Raw genomic sequence first — 16,283 nt, 5'->3', positions numbered from 1 at the left:
AACGAGAGGGCCCCGCCGCGCGACGGGTGTCGCGAGGTGGGGCCCCGGGTTGTCTCGGCTCGGGCGGAGCCCCGCCTCAGTGGATGTAGCTGCCGCTGCTGGACTTGAAGTTGACGTCGCCGCCGTACGTCGCGGTGTACTTCTGCCCCTTCGCGAGCTTGAGCGGGTCAATCGTCCAGCTGTACGTGCCGCCGGTGAGTGTCGCGATCCCCTGCACCACGCCGTCCAGGAAGATGAAGACGCTGCCGGTCGGGATGGCCAGGCTGGTCGGCGAAGAGGACACGCGGACCGTGAGAACCGGCCCGGTCGGGGCGGGTGCCACGGTGGTGATCGTGGCGGACTGGGTCACCTGCACGGTCGCGGTGGCCGTATTCAGCGCGATGAAGGACGAGTTGCCGCTGTAGGTGGCCACGATCGTGCGGGTGCCGACCGAGAGGGCCGAGGCCACGAACGTGCCCGACCCGTTGACCAAGTTCACGACCGCGACCACGGTTCCGTTCTCGGTGAACGTGACCGTCCCCGTCGGGACACCCGCACCGGGCGCGACCGCCCCGACGTTCACGCTGAACGTGACCGGCTGAGCGAAGCTGACCGACGCCGCCGACTGCGTCATCGTCAGATTTGCACCTGCCTGGCTGATGACCTGCGTCCCCGCGGCCGAGGTCGACCCCGCGAAGTTGGCCGAGCCCAGGAAGGCCGCGGTGATGGCGTAATTCGCCGCCGGAAGGCCGTTGGTGGTGAAGGTGGCCACCCCGCCCGACAGCGTCCCCGGCCCGATCGGCGTGCCGTTGGCGTAGAACATCACCGTGCCTTCCGGGGTGTAGCCCGGGGCGGCCACGGTGGCCGTGAAGGTGATCGTCTGGCCGTTGGCCGACGCTCCGGGCATCGTCAGCGTCGTGGTCGTTGCCCCGAGGACCGAGTCGATCAGGGCGGGCGAGGCCGCCGCGGCGTAGGCGAAGTGGGCATCGCCCTGGAAGGCCGCCGCGATGGCGTGCAGCCCGGGCGAAAGGACCGCCGAGAACGACGCCACGCCGTTGACCACGTTGCCGGTTCCGATGGGCGTGCTGCCGTCGTAGAAGAGGACCGATCCTCCGATCGTCCCGCCGCCCGGGGCGATCGCGTTGACGTTGGCGCTGAACGAGACCGGCAGGCCGATTACCGACGTGGAGGAGGCCACGATGACGACGCTTGCCGATGCGAACGAGACAACCTGCGTCTGGTCCGCGGTGGTGATGGGCGAGTGGTTGGCGTCGCCCAGGTAATGCCCGGTCAGGTTGAGGCTGCCGACGTCGGCGATGGCCAGCACGAAGTAAGCCAGGCCCGAGCTGTCCAGCGGGCTCGTGCCCAGGACGGTGCTCCCCAGTGTGACCGTCGCGTTACCGGTGGGCATGGGTGCCCCGCTCACAGAGCCGACGGTGACGACGTAGGTGGCATACTGGCCCGAGACGGTCGGCCCTTGCAGCGAGAGCACCGCGCCCGTGGCGACCTGGCTCACCGACAGCGAGAGGCCGGCCGAGGAGGACATGGAGAACGACGGGTCGCCGGAATACGTCGCGGTGATTGAGTGCGAACCGGCCGGCAGAGTCGAGATCTGGAGCGTCGCGACCCCAGCGGAGAGCGTCCCCGCGCCGATCGAGACCCCGTCGGAGTAGAACGTCACCGTCCCCGTGGCCAGGCCCGATCCCGGGGAGATCGCCGAGACGGCGGCGTTGAAGGTGATCTGCTGGCCATACACGGTCGAGGCCAGGTTGCTGGTCAAGATCGTCGAGGTGGCCGACGCGGTGACGACCTGGGTGATCGCCTGGGCCGTCGAGGATGAAGAGAAATTGCCGTCGCCGGAGTACAAGGCGGTGATCGCGTGGCTGCCGACCCCCAGGCTCGACACGACCAGGGTGGCGATGCTGCCCGAGGAGACCAGGTTCGTGCCGATCGAGACCCCGTCGGAGTAGAACGTCACCGTCCCCGTCGGCATGCCCGATCCCGGGGAGACCGCCGAGATGGTGGCGGTATACGTGACCGACTGGCCGAAAAGCGAGGGATTCGCCGACGAAGCGAACGAGAGATTGGTGCTCGCCTTGTTCACCAGCTGCGTCACCGGCGTCGCGGTGCTGCCCGATGAGTAGTTGGCGTCGCCGCTGTAGCTGGCCGTGATCGTGTGGCTGCCGGCGGCCAGAATCGCGGTGCTGATGCTGGTCTGGCCCATGATGACCGGCCCGGTGCCGATCACGACCCCGCCGGCGTAGAACGTCATCGTGCCGGTGATGGTGCCGGAGGTCGCCGAGGTCACCTGCGCGGTGATGACCGCCTGCTGGCCGTAGACCGTGGCCGACGTCGCGGTCAGGATCGTCGTGGTGGCCGCGGTGTTGGCGATCACCTGCGTGAACGTGTTCATGGGAGACGCGTTGAAGTTGCTGTCGCCGAGGTAAGAGATCGTCATCGCGTGGCTTCCCAGGGTGAGAAGCGACGTGGTGAGCGAGGCGACGTTGTTCACGATCGCGACGCTGCCGAGATTCGTCGAGCCGGCGAAGAAGGACATGAGGCCGGTCGGGCTGCCGGCGCCGGGGGAGGTCGCCGAGACCGTCGCGGTGAACGTCACCGGGGTGGAGGGCGCCGCCGGGTTGGCCGAGACGACGACGGAGACGCTCGTGTTGGCCTGGTTCACCAACTGCGAGACGCTGCTCGCGGTATTGCCCGCCGAGTAGGTGGAGTCCCCGTTGTAGGTGGCGGTGATCGCGTAAGTGCCGACGACCAGCGACGCGGTGCTGATGCTGGCCTGGCCCGAGGTGACCGTCCCGCTGCCCATGGAGACGCCGTCGGCGAAGAACGTCACCGTGCCGGTGATCGTCCCGGCGGTCGTCGAGGTGACGAACGCGGTGAAGGTGGCCGACTGGCCGAAGACGGTGGCCGTCGTCGCGGCCAGGGCCGTCGTGGTCGCCTCGCCGTTGACGTTCTGGACCAGATTGGTCGAGGTGCTGCCGAAGAAGAAGAGATCGCCCGAATAGACCGCCGTGATGTTATGCACGCCAACGCCCGGGCTGTAGCCGATCGAGCCAGCTCCGCTGACCAGCGTCACCGGGCTGCCGATCTGCGTCGAGCCGTCGAAGAACGTGACCGTGCCGGAGGCCATGCCGAAGGAGGTCGAGACCGAGGCCGACAGCGTGATCGCAGACCCGTTGTTCGACGGGTTGGATGAGCTGGTCACCGACGTGGTCGTCGAGAGGATGCAGTTCAAGACGACGTCGTTGCCGGTCCCGCCCAGATAGCTGATGGTGAAGTTCTTGCCGCCCGCGGTGATCGAGCTCCCCTCGGCCAGCCCGGCGAAGGTGCCGACGACGAGGTCGCCGCCGTCGTTTTCGATCAGCGTCAGGGTGCCGCCATAGGTCGGCGTGTAGTTGTTCGTCACGTTGAGGTTGAGCGTGGCCCCGCCCAGGTTGACCACCCCGTTGACGGTCGTCTGGTCATAGAACCCGCTCATCCCGGCGCTGTTGCCGGGCACGTTGCCGTCGATGTCGACATCGAAGGTGGAGCTACCGTCGAGCGTCAGGCCGGTCGTGGCGAGGGCGCCGGCCATATCGAGACCCGCGGCCATGGAGCCGCCCGCCGAGGTGACAAAGCCCACCGACCCGAAGCCGCCGAGCGTGCTGCCCACGCCGCTCAGCTCGACGTTAAACGTATTCAGGTCGAGGACGAACAGCGATCCCTCCTCGACCACCGCCTTGGACAGGCCGTTGTTCGCGACCATGAACGCGAGAATGCCGGTTCCCTGCTTGGTCAGCACATTGCTCCCCGTCGTCGCCTGCTGGAAGCGGAGGTCGCCCCCATCAACACGCACCGTCGCGTCGTCGACCAGATTCACCGCTCCGCCGACCAGCATGATCGAGCCGATGCCGGTCGACTTCGACAGGGCACCGGCGGTCCCCCCCACGCCGCTCCCCTGGAGGTTCAGGCCCCCCGAGGGGATGCCCATGGAGGCGAGGCCCATGTTCATGCCGACGGCGTCGAAGAAGTCGAGCGTGGCGCCCCCCTCCACGGTGACGACCCCCGACGTGCTCAACGCGCTGCTGCCCCTGCTCTGGAGCGTGCCCGCCTCGATCGTGGTGCCGCCGGTGTAAGTGCTGTTCACCTGATAAGAGAGCAGCCCGGTCCCCGTCTTGGTCACCGAGGCGCCAAGGACTGTCTCGGCGACATTCTGGCCGCTGAGTAGTAGATTCAGGCCGTCGGCCACCTCGAAGTTCAACGTCGCGCCCAGCCCGAAATTGCCGTTCATCTTCGTGTTGCCCGACGAAGCCAGGATCCTCGCCGCGGCCCCCGATCCCGAGGCGGAAGTGCTCACCGCCGGGGCGACGGTCATCGTCCCCCGCAGGTCGAGCGTCGCACCCGTCCAGATCGTCGCCGTCGAGCTGACACCGCCGAGCGCCCCGCCGTTGCTGATGGCCAGCGTCCCGCCGGCGACGACCGTGTTGTTGAAGGTCGTGTTCGACGAGCTGATCAGCTCGGTGCCCACCCCCGTCTTGGTCACGGGCCCATTGGGGTTGAAGAAGGAGGCCGAGATCACCAGGTCATCGTCGGCCGCGCCGTCGGCCACGGCAATCTCGGGGGTCACCTTGATCATGGCCAGGGCGCCCGAGATCGTCGACGATTGCGCCGAGGCCAGCACGTCGATCCGGTCATTCAAGGCGAGCGACCCGGTCCCCGTCGCGACGGTGGCCCCGGTCATCGACAGCGACTTGACCTGTTCCGTGACCTGTCCGCCGAAGTCGTCGAACGCCAGCGTGCCGCCCAGGCCGATCGTGATCGTCGACGTATCGGCGATCTGGTCGCTGTAGTAGGAGGTGAGCGAGGCGCCGGCCCCGATGACCAGGTCACCATTGATGGACGTGACCGTCTGACCCGGCATCCCGCTCTTGGTGAGCCCGGCGGGCCCGGACACGATCGTCGTCGTCCCGGTGTAGGTGTTGCTGGTGTCCCCGCCGATGTAAAGGATGCCCGGCCCGGTCTTGGTGATGCCCGCGGAGCCCGAGATGATCCCGCCGAGCGACACGCCCCCCAGCGCGCTGGTGGTGTTGATCACGCCGGTGGTCATGGTGGTCGGCAGGTTGTACGACGCCACCCCGTTGGCGTTCGGGATGTTCAGATCCCCGGCCAGGGTGATGGCCGCCCCGCTGAGCGTGTAGACGTTGTGGATCGTGATCGAGTTGAACGAGAGCCCCGCAGTGAGGTCATTCGTGAGGTTCTGGCGGCCCGTGCCCGAGGGGAAGACCAGGTCGTCGCCCGCCACCGGGACCGCCGCGGTGTCCCAGTTGGCCGTATTGCTCCAGAGGGTCGAGACCGCGCCTGTCCAGGTGACGGTCGCCGGCGTGATCCGGACTTCCAGCGTCTCATGATGAGGCCTGAACCCGACCGTGGGCGTGGCCCGGCGACGCCGACGGGTGGGCCTGGGCGTCTGGCGATCGTCGAACATGCCGAGGAAGAGTCGCATCATGGGGGGAAAGTCCGTCGAGGTGCCGTGCCTGGTGCGCATCAATACAAAGGAGTCGTCCCCCCCAACATCGCGGGGGCGATCTCAATAAAGCCGAACACCGGTCACCCGGCTCGGAATTGCAGATCAGGGTCTCAAGGTTCGTCCACGCCTAACTTAGAACGCCAACCCCCGACGTGCGTCCCAATTCGCTCGGAGTCCGATTGATTGACAATCCCGCCGCCCCTCCCTTCCACGCAAACCCCGCCCACGGTCACCCCGGGCTGATCGGCGTTCAAGATGTTGAGGAGGAAAACGAACCCATCGGAATCGGCCCTCTCGTCAGAAGTCCGATGGGTGTCGGTGTTGTCCCTGGCCGGCGTGTCCGAGGGCGGGCTCGGTGGGCGGAGGTATTCAACGGATTCGGACAATTGCCCGTCATTCGGTGGCGGCTGAGTCCGGGCACAGGTACGATCCGCACGACTCTTTCTCGCAATCCCCCCATCCGGAGAACGTCGATGCGTTGGACCCTCGCGATCGGATTGAGCCTCGCGTTACTGCCCGCCCACGCCCGGAGCGAGACGATCTCGACACTCCCCGACTGGAATGGATCGCAGAGCCTGCTCGGCTTCGGCGAGACGAACACGGCGACCTTCGGGCAGACGATCACCGTCGGTGCGGAGACCCGCTTGCAGTCATTCTCCTTCCGTATCCGCACCGAGAACCTCTTCGGCCCCCACCCGAGTCGCTTTGGCGGCCATGTGATGCAGTGGGACGAGACGCTTGATCGGGCGGTCGGGCCGGTCCTCTACGACAGCGGCCTACTTGTGCTCCCGTTCAACGACGACGGTGTGTATCAGGCCGTCACCATCAATCCCGGAATCGCCCTGACCTCGGGAAACCAATACGTCCTCTTCCTGAGCACTTCGACCTATCAAGACAGCACCCTCGACCAGACCCGCTGGGGCCTCGTCCGCAACGTCGACGCATATTCGGGAGGAAAATCCGTCTACCTGAACAACGGCACCGACACATCCGCCTGGACCTCCGGCCCATGGGACAGCGGCTTCACCGCCCCCGGGAGCGACTTCGCCTTCACCGCCACCCTCACCCCCGTCCCCGAGCCCTCCAGCATAACCCTGATGCTCGGAGCCGCGACAATCTGTGGCCTTTGCTACGGCGTACGTTACACGTTGTCGCAACGGGCGATGTCGATTATCGCAGAAAGGAATGAGCTTACGTGAAAGTAGGATGTCCTGTTTTCGTTTATTTCCCATTTACTAATATATGAGCGATTATGTCAGAACTTTAAGAGTATGCTGTAAGGAGAATTATTCTTTATATCGGCTACGCTGTGGACGCAACCAAGTTTGGTGCTGGGAATGACAACGCAGTCCAGGATGCGGATGCCATTCATAAAACAATATACTTGGTTGGCGGTTGGGAGGACGGAGATCGAACCACGCCGAGAAGTGGTAGGAAAGGCGGCGTGGTGTGGGTGACTCCTGGCGGTTACCCCTACCCGAGTCATCAGGCCCAAGATCGTTCCAGATTACCCATCACGGCGCAATCGTCCTGGGCCTCGCCCCATCCCGATGGAGACCTAAGGATCGTGGAAATTAGGAACTCCGAATCCGATCGGTAAATGCCTGCCAGTAGCACCGAATGGCAAACCGGCGCAAGCATTTCTGTTTGAGGCTTTATGGCTTATCCCGATGGCTTTCGGGACATTCGGTTTACCCCTTTTCCCCTTCCAGGCGACTCGCACTATGCCTCGACTTCTTCCAGCTCCTGCTCCGCATCCTCGAAATCCTGATCCTTGAAATCGAATGTGGCCTGGTCTGCTAGCCACTGCCTTCTCAGCTCGGTGTTCGACTTCATCGCCTGTTCAAGGGCCAGGGTTTCCCGATACTGGCTTGCTTCGGCATCCAGCGTCCAGGTGGATTCAAGGCCCAGTTCCTCGGCAACCTTCCTGATCTCCGTCAGGCTAACGCGGAAGAACTCTTTCCGCTTGTTGACCTTGTTGACCTGCCGCTCGACGAACCGCCTGTGCAGGGCCGTTTCCAGCGCTGGAGCGTCGTCGGAGGCGAGCATGGCGTGGACGTCGAACGCGAACGGCACGCTCGCATCGCCGAGTTCCTTGACCCGCTCGGTGGGGTCGAGTCTGCGCGTCAGGCCGATCTTGTAGACGTTCTCGCCGAATGCCCCGACATTGGAGATGATGTAGACGTGGCCCTTCTTCGTCTGCTGGGCCATCGAGATCGCCTTCCTCCCCTTCTCCTCGGCCTCGACGAGCTTCCCGTTCAACTCCTGCAGCTGGGCTTCGAGGTTGGCCTTCTCCGCCTCGCTCGCCTCCTCGAATTGCTTCCTGAGCCTGGCGATGGCCCTGTTGACGAGCTCTTCCTCGCGTTCGGCCTGCTTGATGGCCTTCTCGATCTCCTTCTTAGTCCGCTCCTCTTCCCGGATCTGCTCCTTGATCGCCCGCTGCTCCTCTCGGGCTTTCTCCTTCATCTTCTGCACCGCCACCGCCCATTTGATCTCTTCGAGGCGCGAGTCCAGGTACTCCTCCTGGATGCGGGCATTCTTGTAGACCTCGCCATCCCGGTTGACCAAGGCGTAGGCATCCTTGACCTCCTGGATCAGCTTGCCCTGGTTGCCGGGCTTCAGCCTGGACAGGATTGTGTCTACCTTGCCGTTGAAGGTGCTGAGCACAAATTTCAGGGCGTGCTCCTTCTTCCACCCCTCGGGATAGCCGCAGGTCGCGGCCGTCTCGTTCTGCTGCATCGTCTTGGTCCGCTCCCTGACGAGCTTCAGCTTCTCGCCTGCCTTGCTGAATCCAAACTCCTCGGCGAGCTCGTCGAGGATGTGTGAGGCGGGGACCATGTAGACTCCGCTGTAGCCCTCGATCCGGTTCTGCAAAGCCTGGGCAATCGACCGGTATTCCTCGACCTTTCCCCTGGCCTCGAACGCTTCGCCGGCGATCTCACCGGCCCGATGCTCCGCCTTCTGCCTGATCGAAAAGGCATAGCCCGTGACCTGGTCCAGAGCGGCTTCGGCCTTCTCCCGCTTCTCCTTCGCGTCCTTCCGGGCCATGGACGCAACCTGCCTCGCTTCCTTCTGGGCTTCTTCGAGGGCATTCTGACCCTGCCATTTCGCCACCCTCAACGCTTCCTGAGCCTCGGCCTTCAGCGCCGAGGCCTCGCTCGTCAGTGTCTGCCCCATCGCCCTCGACGATTCGAATTGTCTCTCGCCCTCGGCCCGGAGCTTCCTGCTCTGGTCCTGCGCCTCTTCCACGGCTCTTCGGACGATCTCATCCGCCCGCTTCTGCGCCTGGGCGAGCTTCTCCTCGATGTCCTCCTTGGTCCTGCGCGCCTTCTCGATGACGTCCGGGATATGCCTCAACTTCTCCACCTTGGCCAGCTCTGAGTTGAAGACGCTCTCTTTCTGCTGCCAGGTCTCGCTCGCCCGCTGAAGCTGCGAGTTGAGTTCCTGCGACCTCAAGAGGAAGAAAAGCGTGGAACCGATGAGTGCGAACGAGAGCAGGATGAGGAAGGCATAGAGCATGAGGCAACCATCGGTAGGACTTGCGGATCGATCGAGCACCTTCGCTCGACTTGAACTGCTCGCCCGAATCATGAACCCGGCGAGAGAAGCATCATTGTGAATGACCGATTCGAGCAAGACAATGGCTCACTGCAATCTTGCTTGGTTGCGCGGAGTAAGCCGATCCGTGACCAGTCGGAGTGAGCCGGACCGTCTGGCGTGGCCATGGGGGACGATGCCTCGGGCGTGCGCTTCGTCGTCGAAGGCGACGATCGGATGCAGCATCGCGAGCGCGAGATCGTCGGCCATCATCGGGGCGGAGATGGACCCGACGGACGACTGCGGCGATTACGTGGCGGAACTCCCGGTCCTGTGGGATGGAAGTTGGGCATTCATGGAGGTCGAGCCACAGGTTCTTGACCTGCGGTACGTGGATATGGGTCGCATGGAAACACTTTGCGACGGACACTTGCGGTCGAGCATGGAAATCGGTCGATTCAGATGGCAATCGGCATCATTCGGGGCGGGATGGTCTCAACTTGCGGTTCGGAATGATTTTCAAAAAACGTCGAGATTTCCTGCCGGTTTTCGCCGCCGATTGCAACTGAAAGGATTGGTGGCGATTCCTCGTCCCGGTGAGCGAGTCCGACCTCCTTCTTTGGCAATTTGCAGCAGCATCGACCCTCCCATCGCGGTGGTGGTCGAAACCAGGCCGCCGTCGCCAGGCGCGAAATGGCCGGGGAGATCTCCGGGAACGCCGATTTCGCGGACGCGGAACGAAGCCATCTTGAATGTTCAGAACGAACCCATTCCAGACATTTGCCCGTTTCTGGGCCTCGGGTTATGTCGAGTCGCCCGGCCCCGGTGATAGCCGCCGACGAACCCACTTGCGTGCGGATCGAAGCCATTCCGGGCGTTTCGAAACGAAGCCAATCCGGCGGCAAAACGAACCCAACCGGGCGCGACGACGCCCGGCCGGAGGGGGGCTCAGGCCGGGCGTCGTCGGGGACCGGGTCGTTTCAAGGGGCGATTCGGGTTACCAGATGGGCAGCGTGATGGCGCCTTCGGAGGCCGAGGAGACCAGCGAGGCGTACTTGGCGAAGACGCCCGTGGTGTAGCGCGGCGGGGGGGCGACCCAGCCGACCATTCGCTCCTTGAGGGTGGCCTCGGGCACATCGACGTTGAGGGTGCGGGCGGCGATGTCGAAGGTGATGATGTCGCCTTCGCGGACGGCGGCGATGGGCCCGCCTCGTGCGGCCTCGGGGGCGACGTGGCCGGCCATCAGGCCTCGGGTGGCCCCGCTGAAGCGGCCGTCGGTCATCAGGGCGACGGTCTCGCCGAGGCCCTGGCCGACGATGGCCGCGGTGACGCCCAGCATCTCGCGCATGCCGGGGCCGCCTCGGGGGCCTTCATAGCGGATGACCACGACGTCGCCGGCCTTGATCGAGCCGGTCGTCACGGCGGCCATCGCGTCCTCCTCGCGGTCGAAGACCCGGGCCGGCCCGGTGTGCAGCTTGCGCTCGGCGCCCGCCACCTTGAGCACGCATCCCTCGGGGGCCAGGTTCCCCTTGAGGATCACCAGGCCGCCGGTCATCTTCAGGGGCTTCTCGGCGGTGAGGATCACTTCCTGACCGGGGGTCTCGACGGCCGAGTCCGACTCCTCGGCCAGGGTCTTGCCGGTCGGCGTGACCTGGCTGCCGTCGAGCTTGCCGGCCGCGATCAGCCGCTTGGCGACCAGCGCCGTGCCGCCGGCGCGGTCGAAGTCGGTGGCCACGAACCGGCCGCCCGGCTTGAGGTCGGCCAGCGTGGGGGTCCGCTCGCTGACGGTGTCGAACTCGTCGATCGTCAGCGGGATGCCCACCTCGCGGGCGATGGCCAGCAGGTGGAGCACGGCGTTGGTCGAGCCCCCGGTGGCGGCCACCCCGGCGATGGCGTTCTCGAAGGCCAGCTTCGTCAGCAGGTCCTTCGCCTTGACGCCTCGCTTCAACAGGTCGAGAACCAGCTTGCCGGCGTCATAGGCGGCGTCGCCCTTGCGGCAATCGAGGGCCGGCGGGCTGGCGGAGCCGACGGGCGAGATGCCCAGGAACTCGAGGGCCAGCGCCATGGTGTTGGCCGTGAACTGGCCGCCGCAGGCGCCGGCGCCGGGACAGGCGTGGTCTTCCAGGTCGCGGAAGTCGGCGTCGGACATCATGCCGCGGGCGTTGGAGCCGACGGCCTCGAAGACGTCCATGATGGTGACGTCTTTCCCCTTGAACTTCCCGGGCGCGATCGAGCCGCCGTAGACGACGACGCCCGGCACGTCCAGCCGGAGCAGGCCCATGGCGGCCCCCGGGATGGTCTTGTCGCAGGCCGCCAGGGCGACGACGGCGTCGAAGGCGTGGCCGCGGCCGACCAGCTCGATCGAGTCGGCGATGATCTCGCGGCTGATGAGGCTGGCCTTCATCCCCTCGGTGCCCATGGTGATGCCGTCGCTGATGGCGACGGTGTTGAATTCCATGGGGGTGCCGCCCGCGTCGATGATCCCCTGCCGCACCCGGTCGGCGACCTCGCGCAGGTGATAGTTGCAGGGCATCGTCTCGATCCAGGTGTTGGCGATGCCGATGATCGGCTTGGACAGCGCCTCGTCATCAAAGCCGATGGCCTTGAGCATGGCCCGGGCCGGTGCGCGGTCCCTGCCGTCGAGGAGGTGCCTGCTGCGGTGTCTGGTGTCGAACGCCATGGTTCTGGGGCCTGTTCGTGCGTGTGCGGTCGTGGGACCGTGTTGAGAGAACGCCCGCCGGGGCGCGCCTGCGCGAGCCGGGGCGTGGGACGGCCCATTTTACGGCATCACGCCCGATCCGTCATCCAGAGACGCCTGAGACAGCCGATCGGTTCGCGCCCGGACCCGTCCGTCCCGGGGTGATTTGCCGCGATCGGAGGGGAGACGCCGTCATGCTTTATCTCTCGCTGACCGTATCGACGGTGTTCTTCTTGATCGCCAATGGCCTCGCAGCGAGCGTCTCGTACCGGGGCGTGGCGACCTTGCTCGTCGTCGCTTTTCTCATGATCGGCTTGAGTTTGCCGATCCTTTTCCTGCCCGCACTGTCCTTCCAGGCCGTGCTCACGAGTCTCGCGGCCGTCGCCTGGTATCGGTCGCGGCGAGGCCCCTCGTTTTTCCTGAAGGCTTCCTGCCTGGCGACCGTTGCCGCATACGGCCTGGCCGGGGGCTTCGTCCTGGCCTCCAACCGCGAATACGACCGTCTGCGTTCCATGTATCCCTATGAATCCATGGAAGACCGAGCCCCTTCGCCGAAGCCCGTCCCGGGTGGGACGATCTTGAGTCCGGACGCCATCGAGGGACTGTCCGTGATGGATCGAGCCTTCGAAGAGCAGCGCGACGGCCACGGTTTGCTGCTCCATCGCGATTGGATCCTAAAGCAACTTCACGAAGACACAATCTCGCTGTTCATCAACAGCCCGGGATTTGGCGTGACGCGGAACTTTTTACCCAACGAATACCGGCTGAAGCGATCCATGCGCATCGAAAAGGTCCCGCTCCAGCCGGCTTCCCGCAAGGTCTCGACGTGGTCTCCGGGCGTCTCCGACCCGCTCGCGGCCGCAGATCAAGGCCCGATGTGGAGGCTGCTGGAGTCGAGCATCGTGGACTTCGCCAACTCGGGGCGCAACGGACTGATCAAGGATCGCCGGCATGTGGCCGGTTTCGAACCGCACAAATTCAGCCAGATCCCGGACGGCGCCGACCATTGGGCGGTCCGAAATATCGAGCTTGTTGGTTTGCTCCTCCATGACGAGCCCGTCGCCTACGTCTCCGATCACCTTCCGAAGATGGACAAGCTGCACAACGCGCCGACCCGCCCGCTGGACAGGTTCGAGTCCTATGGCCTGGAAAGCCTGCGGCAAGGGGAAGACATCGTCTCGGCCCGTGACGGCGAGGTCGTGCGGATGCTGGGCGCGGTTCGTTCGGCCAAGCAGTGCGTCGTCTGTCACGGCGGAAGTCGCGGTGACTTGCTCGGGGCATTTTCTTATGTGTTGGGGGCCGCCGAGGCCACGCCCGCGAAGGTCGAGCCAATGTCGGCCGCCGACTCGCCGAGGGAGGCACGACCGGCGGCCGAGGTCCGTGTGCTCGGCGGGCCCTGAGTGGTATGGTGGGGGGCGAATGGGGGGCCTTGCTTGGCCGCCTCTGAACAGATTCCGAAGGCCGGTCGGGGAGGGTCCAAAATCCAATGCGAGCCGCATACATCGAGCAGACGGGCGGGGCCGATCAGATCAAGGTGGGGGACTTGCCGTTGCCCGAGCTGGGGCCGGGGCAGGTCCGGGTGAAGGTGGGGGCGGTCTCTTTCAACCCGATTGACCTGTACGTGCGGTCGGGCATGGTCGCCATGCCGATGGCGTTCCCTTATATCCTGGGGTCCGACGTGGCCGGGACGGTCGACGAGGTGGGCCAGGGGGTCACGGGCCTGAAAGTTGGCGACCGGGTCTGGGGGTCGAACCAGGGGCTGATGGGGAGGCCGGGCGCGGCCTCGGAGTTCGCCAATGTCGACGCCGAGTGGCTGTACCTCACCCCCGCGAATCTGGACGACACCCAGGCGGCGGCCATTGCGCTGACGGGCATCACGGCGCACCTGGGGCTGTTCCGCACCGGCCAGCTCAAGGCCGGCGAGACGGTGTATGTGCCGGGCGGCTCGGGCGGGGTCGGGTCGATGGTCGTGCAGATGGCCAAGGCCGCGGGGGCCCGCGTGGCCACGTCGGCGGGCAGCCCTGAGCGGGTCAAATTGGCCGAGTCGCTGGGGGCCGACCTGGCCTTGAACTACAAGACCGATGACATCCCGGCCGCCCTCCGCCAGTTCAGCCCCGAAGGCATCGACGTCTGGTACGACACTTTGCGAGAGCACGACCTGGAGGTTAGCGTCCCCCTGCTCCGCAAGCGAGGCCGGATGATCCTGATCGCGGGCCGGACCTCCAAACCTTCGTTGCCGGTCGGCTCGTTCTACCCGCGCGACTGCTCGCTTCTGGGTTTCGCCATGTTCAACGCATCGGCCGACGAGCAGCGGACCTCGGCCGTCGAGATGTCGCGCTGGGCCGGCGAGGGGAAGCTCAAGCCGATCATCGGCAAGGTCTTCCCGCTGGAGGAGACGCGGCAGGCCCAGGAGTTCCTGGAGCAGAATACCTCGCACGGGGCCGGCACGCTCAGCGGCAAGGTGGTGGTGACGGTGGCCTGAGGTGTGACGGTCAGGGGCCGATGGCCGGGACCGCGTCGTCGATCTGACGGATCAGCTCGTTCCAGCGGACGGGCTTGGTCAGGTGGGCGACGAACCCGGCCTCCAGGCTGCTCGCCACGTCGGCGGCGGTGCCGAAGCCGCTCAGGGCGATGCCCCTCAGGCCGGTCGGCGCCAGCTCGCGCATCAGGTCCAGGCCGCTGCCGTCGGCCAGGCCGATGTCGCAGAGGAGTAGGTCGAAGCGCCCGGCCAGGGCGGCCTCGCGGGCCGACCCGAGGCTGCTCGCCCGGGTCACGCGGTGCCCGGCCCGTTCCAGCAGCGCCGAGATGACGCGGACCGTGTCGGCGTGGTCGTCGACGACCAGGAGCTTCAGGCTGCGGCCTCGGGGGTCCGCGGCGGGCACGAGTCCGGGCGCGGGAGCGTCCAGTTCGGCGGCGGCGGTCGCCAGCTCGACGCTGAAGGTGGCCCCACGGCCGAGCCCGGCGCTGGTGGCCTGGAGCAGGCCGCCGTGGGCCTCGACGATCCCGCGGCTGATGGCCAGGCCCAGGCCGAGCCCGCCGCGGCCGTGGGCACCACCCGGGCCCGATTCCTGGTGAAACGGTTCGAAGATACGCGCCAGGGCCTCGGGGGCCAGGCCGGCGCCGTCGTCGGAGACTTCCACGCGGATCGACCGCGGGCCGTCGCCATCGAGCGTGCGGACCCGGATCAGGCCGCCCGCCGGCGTGAACTTCACGGCGTTCTTCACCACGTTCCAGAGCACCTGCTGGAGCCGGGCGGGGTCGACGTCGACCAGGTCTCGGGTGGCCCTGAGGTCGACCTCCAGCCGGACTTTCGAGGCCTGGAGGTCCGACTCGCAGATCAGGAGCGACTCGCGGATGAGGCCATTCAGGGACAGCCGGCGGCGGTCGAGCGTCATCTTGCCGCGCGAGATGCGGGTGACGTCGAGCAGGTCGGCGACCAGCCTCGAGGTCAGCTCGACGTTGCGGCGGATCATGTCCAGGGTCTGGCGGATCTCGGGGGCGAGGTCGTCGGCCCCGTCGAGCAGGGCCGAGCAGGCGAGTAAGACCGGGGTCAGGGGGGTTCGCAGCTCGTGGCTGAGCACGGCCAGGAACCTGTCCTTGGCCCGGTTGGCGGCCTCGGCCTCGCGCTTGGCGCGGTCCAGCTCGGCCTCGGCCTTCAGACGCTCGCTGACGTCACGACCCAGGACGAGCAAGGACCCGGCCTCGAGCCCCTTGCCCTGGATCGGCCGGCTGGATAGGTCGACATCCAGGCTCGACCCATCCTTGCGGCGGTGTGCGATCACCCCCGCCGGGGCCTCCACGCCCTCGCTGGCGGGGGTGTCGGCCCGGATGCGCAATGCGCGGTGCGGCTCGGCCTCCATGGCGGCGTCGACCCGGACGCGTGCACGCCCCTCGGGCGAGGCTCGCAGGTCGTTGAGCGTCAGGCCGTTGAATTCCGAGGGCGTGTAGCCGTACTGGCGGGTGGCGGCCTCGTTGCATTCCAGGATCGCCAGGGTCCGGGGTGCGACCACCCAGAGGGGGTCGGGCGTCTCCTCGAAGAGCATCCGGTAACGCAGCTCGGTCGCCCGGCGGTCGGCCGCCTCGGCCTCGGCACGGCTGTGCTCGCGCCAGAACCAGGCGATGATCAGGTTGACCAGCGCGGCGTCCGTCGCGTAGACCACCATCCGGAAGAGATCCCCGGACGTCGAGAGCCTGGGCGTCGCGATCAGGACCGTCGCCAGCAGCAGGGCCATGCTGGGCCAGAGGCCCCCGAACCAGGCGACGAACAGGGTGATGCCCAGGGCCACCGGGGGGATCGCGTTGACGGGGATCTTCAACAGCAGCGCAAGAGTCGTCGCTAGCCCGAGCAGGGCCATCCCGTAACGAAACCAAGGCGATCTGGGTCCTTCGAACATCCGCCTGGCCTCATCGCCTGGCACCAACGAACAGTGATCGTGCACGCTCATCGTGCCTCGATCCACGAAGAGTTGGAACTTCCCCTAAGGCCTTACGTCGTTCGACTCGCGAAGTGACAGGATTTGTTCGGGGAATTTTTTAGAAGTTTGT

At 66.1% G+C, this 16,283-nt stretch carries 7 protein-coding genes; 3 read left to right on the top strand and 4 right to left on the bottom strand.

Features of this window, described 5'->3' with window-relative positions; all coding sequences use genetic code 11:
• Positions 1 to 76 precede the first annotated feature (76 nt).
• A complete protein-coding gene (locus tag EP7_RS12505) occupies positions 77 to 5,482 on the bottom strand; it encodes a beta strand repeat-containing protein (protein WP_463528182.1) in 5,406 nt (1,801 codons plus the stop codon).
• Positions 5,483 to 5,976: 494 nt separating this feature from the next.
• Here EP7_RS12505 and EP7_RS12500 point away from each other — a divergent pair, with 494 nt between their 5' ends.
• Complete coding sequence (locus tag EP7_RS12500; protein WP_463528181.1) at positions 5,977 to 6,702, top strand: hypothetical protein; 726 nt, start codon at positions 5,977 to 5,979, stop codon at positions 6,700 to 6,702.
• Between the two features lie 523 nt (positions 6,703 to 7,225).
• Here EP7_RS12500 and EP7_RS12495 read toward each other — a convergent pair.
• Positions 7,226 to 9,022: a GIY-YIG nuclease family protein gene (locus EP7_RS12495; protein ID WP_463528180.1), complete on the bottom strand. Its 1,797-nt coding sequence runs from the start codon at positions 9,020 to 9,022 to the stop codon at positions 7,226 to 7,228.
• 1,015 nt (positions 9,023 to 10,037) lie between these two features.
• Positions 10,038 to 11,720, bottom strand: coding sequence for a dihydroxy-acid dehydratase (gene ilvD / locus EP7_RS12490; RefSeq protein WP_463528179.1), 1,683 nt, complete (start codon positions 11,718 to 11,720; stop codon positions 10,038 to 10,040).
• A gap of 212 nt (positions 11,721 to 11,932) precedes the next feature.
• On the opposite strand from ilvD, the gene EP7_RS12485 reads away from it, so the two are divergent.
• Positions 11,933 to 13,138, top strand: coding sequence for a hypothetical protein (locus EP7_RS12485; protein ID WP_463528178.1), 1,206 nt, complete (start codon positions 11,933 to 11,935; stop codon positions 13,136 to 13,138).
• A gap of 86 nt (positions 13,139 to 13,224) precedes the next feature.
• On the top strand, positions 13,225 to 14,220 hold the full coding sequence (locus EP7_RS12480) for a quinone oxidoreductase family protein (RefSeq protein ID WP_463528177.1): 996 nt from the start codon (positions 13,225 to 13,227) through the stop codon (positions 14,218 to 14,220).
• 10 nt (positions 14,221 to 14,230) lie between these two features.
• Here the strand turns inward: EP7_RS12480 and EP7_RS12475 are convergent, their stop codons facing one another.
• Positions 14,231 to 16,132: a hybrid sensor histidine kinase/response regulator gene (locus EP7_RS12475; RefSeq protein ID WP_463528176.1), complete on the bottom strand. Its 1,902-nt coding sequence runs from the start codon at positions 16,130 to 16,132 to the stop codon at positions 14,231 to 14,233.
• Positions 16,133 to 16,283 lie beyond the last annotated feature (151 nt).

The organism is Isosphaeraceae bacterium EP7 (assembly GCA_038400315.1).
Classification (GTDB): Bacteria; Planctomycetota; Planctomycetia; order Isosphaerales; family Isosphaeraceae; genus EP7.
Note: the sequence above shows the minus strand (reverse complement) of the source record. Positions and strands in the feature narration are given on the sequence as shown.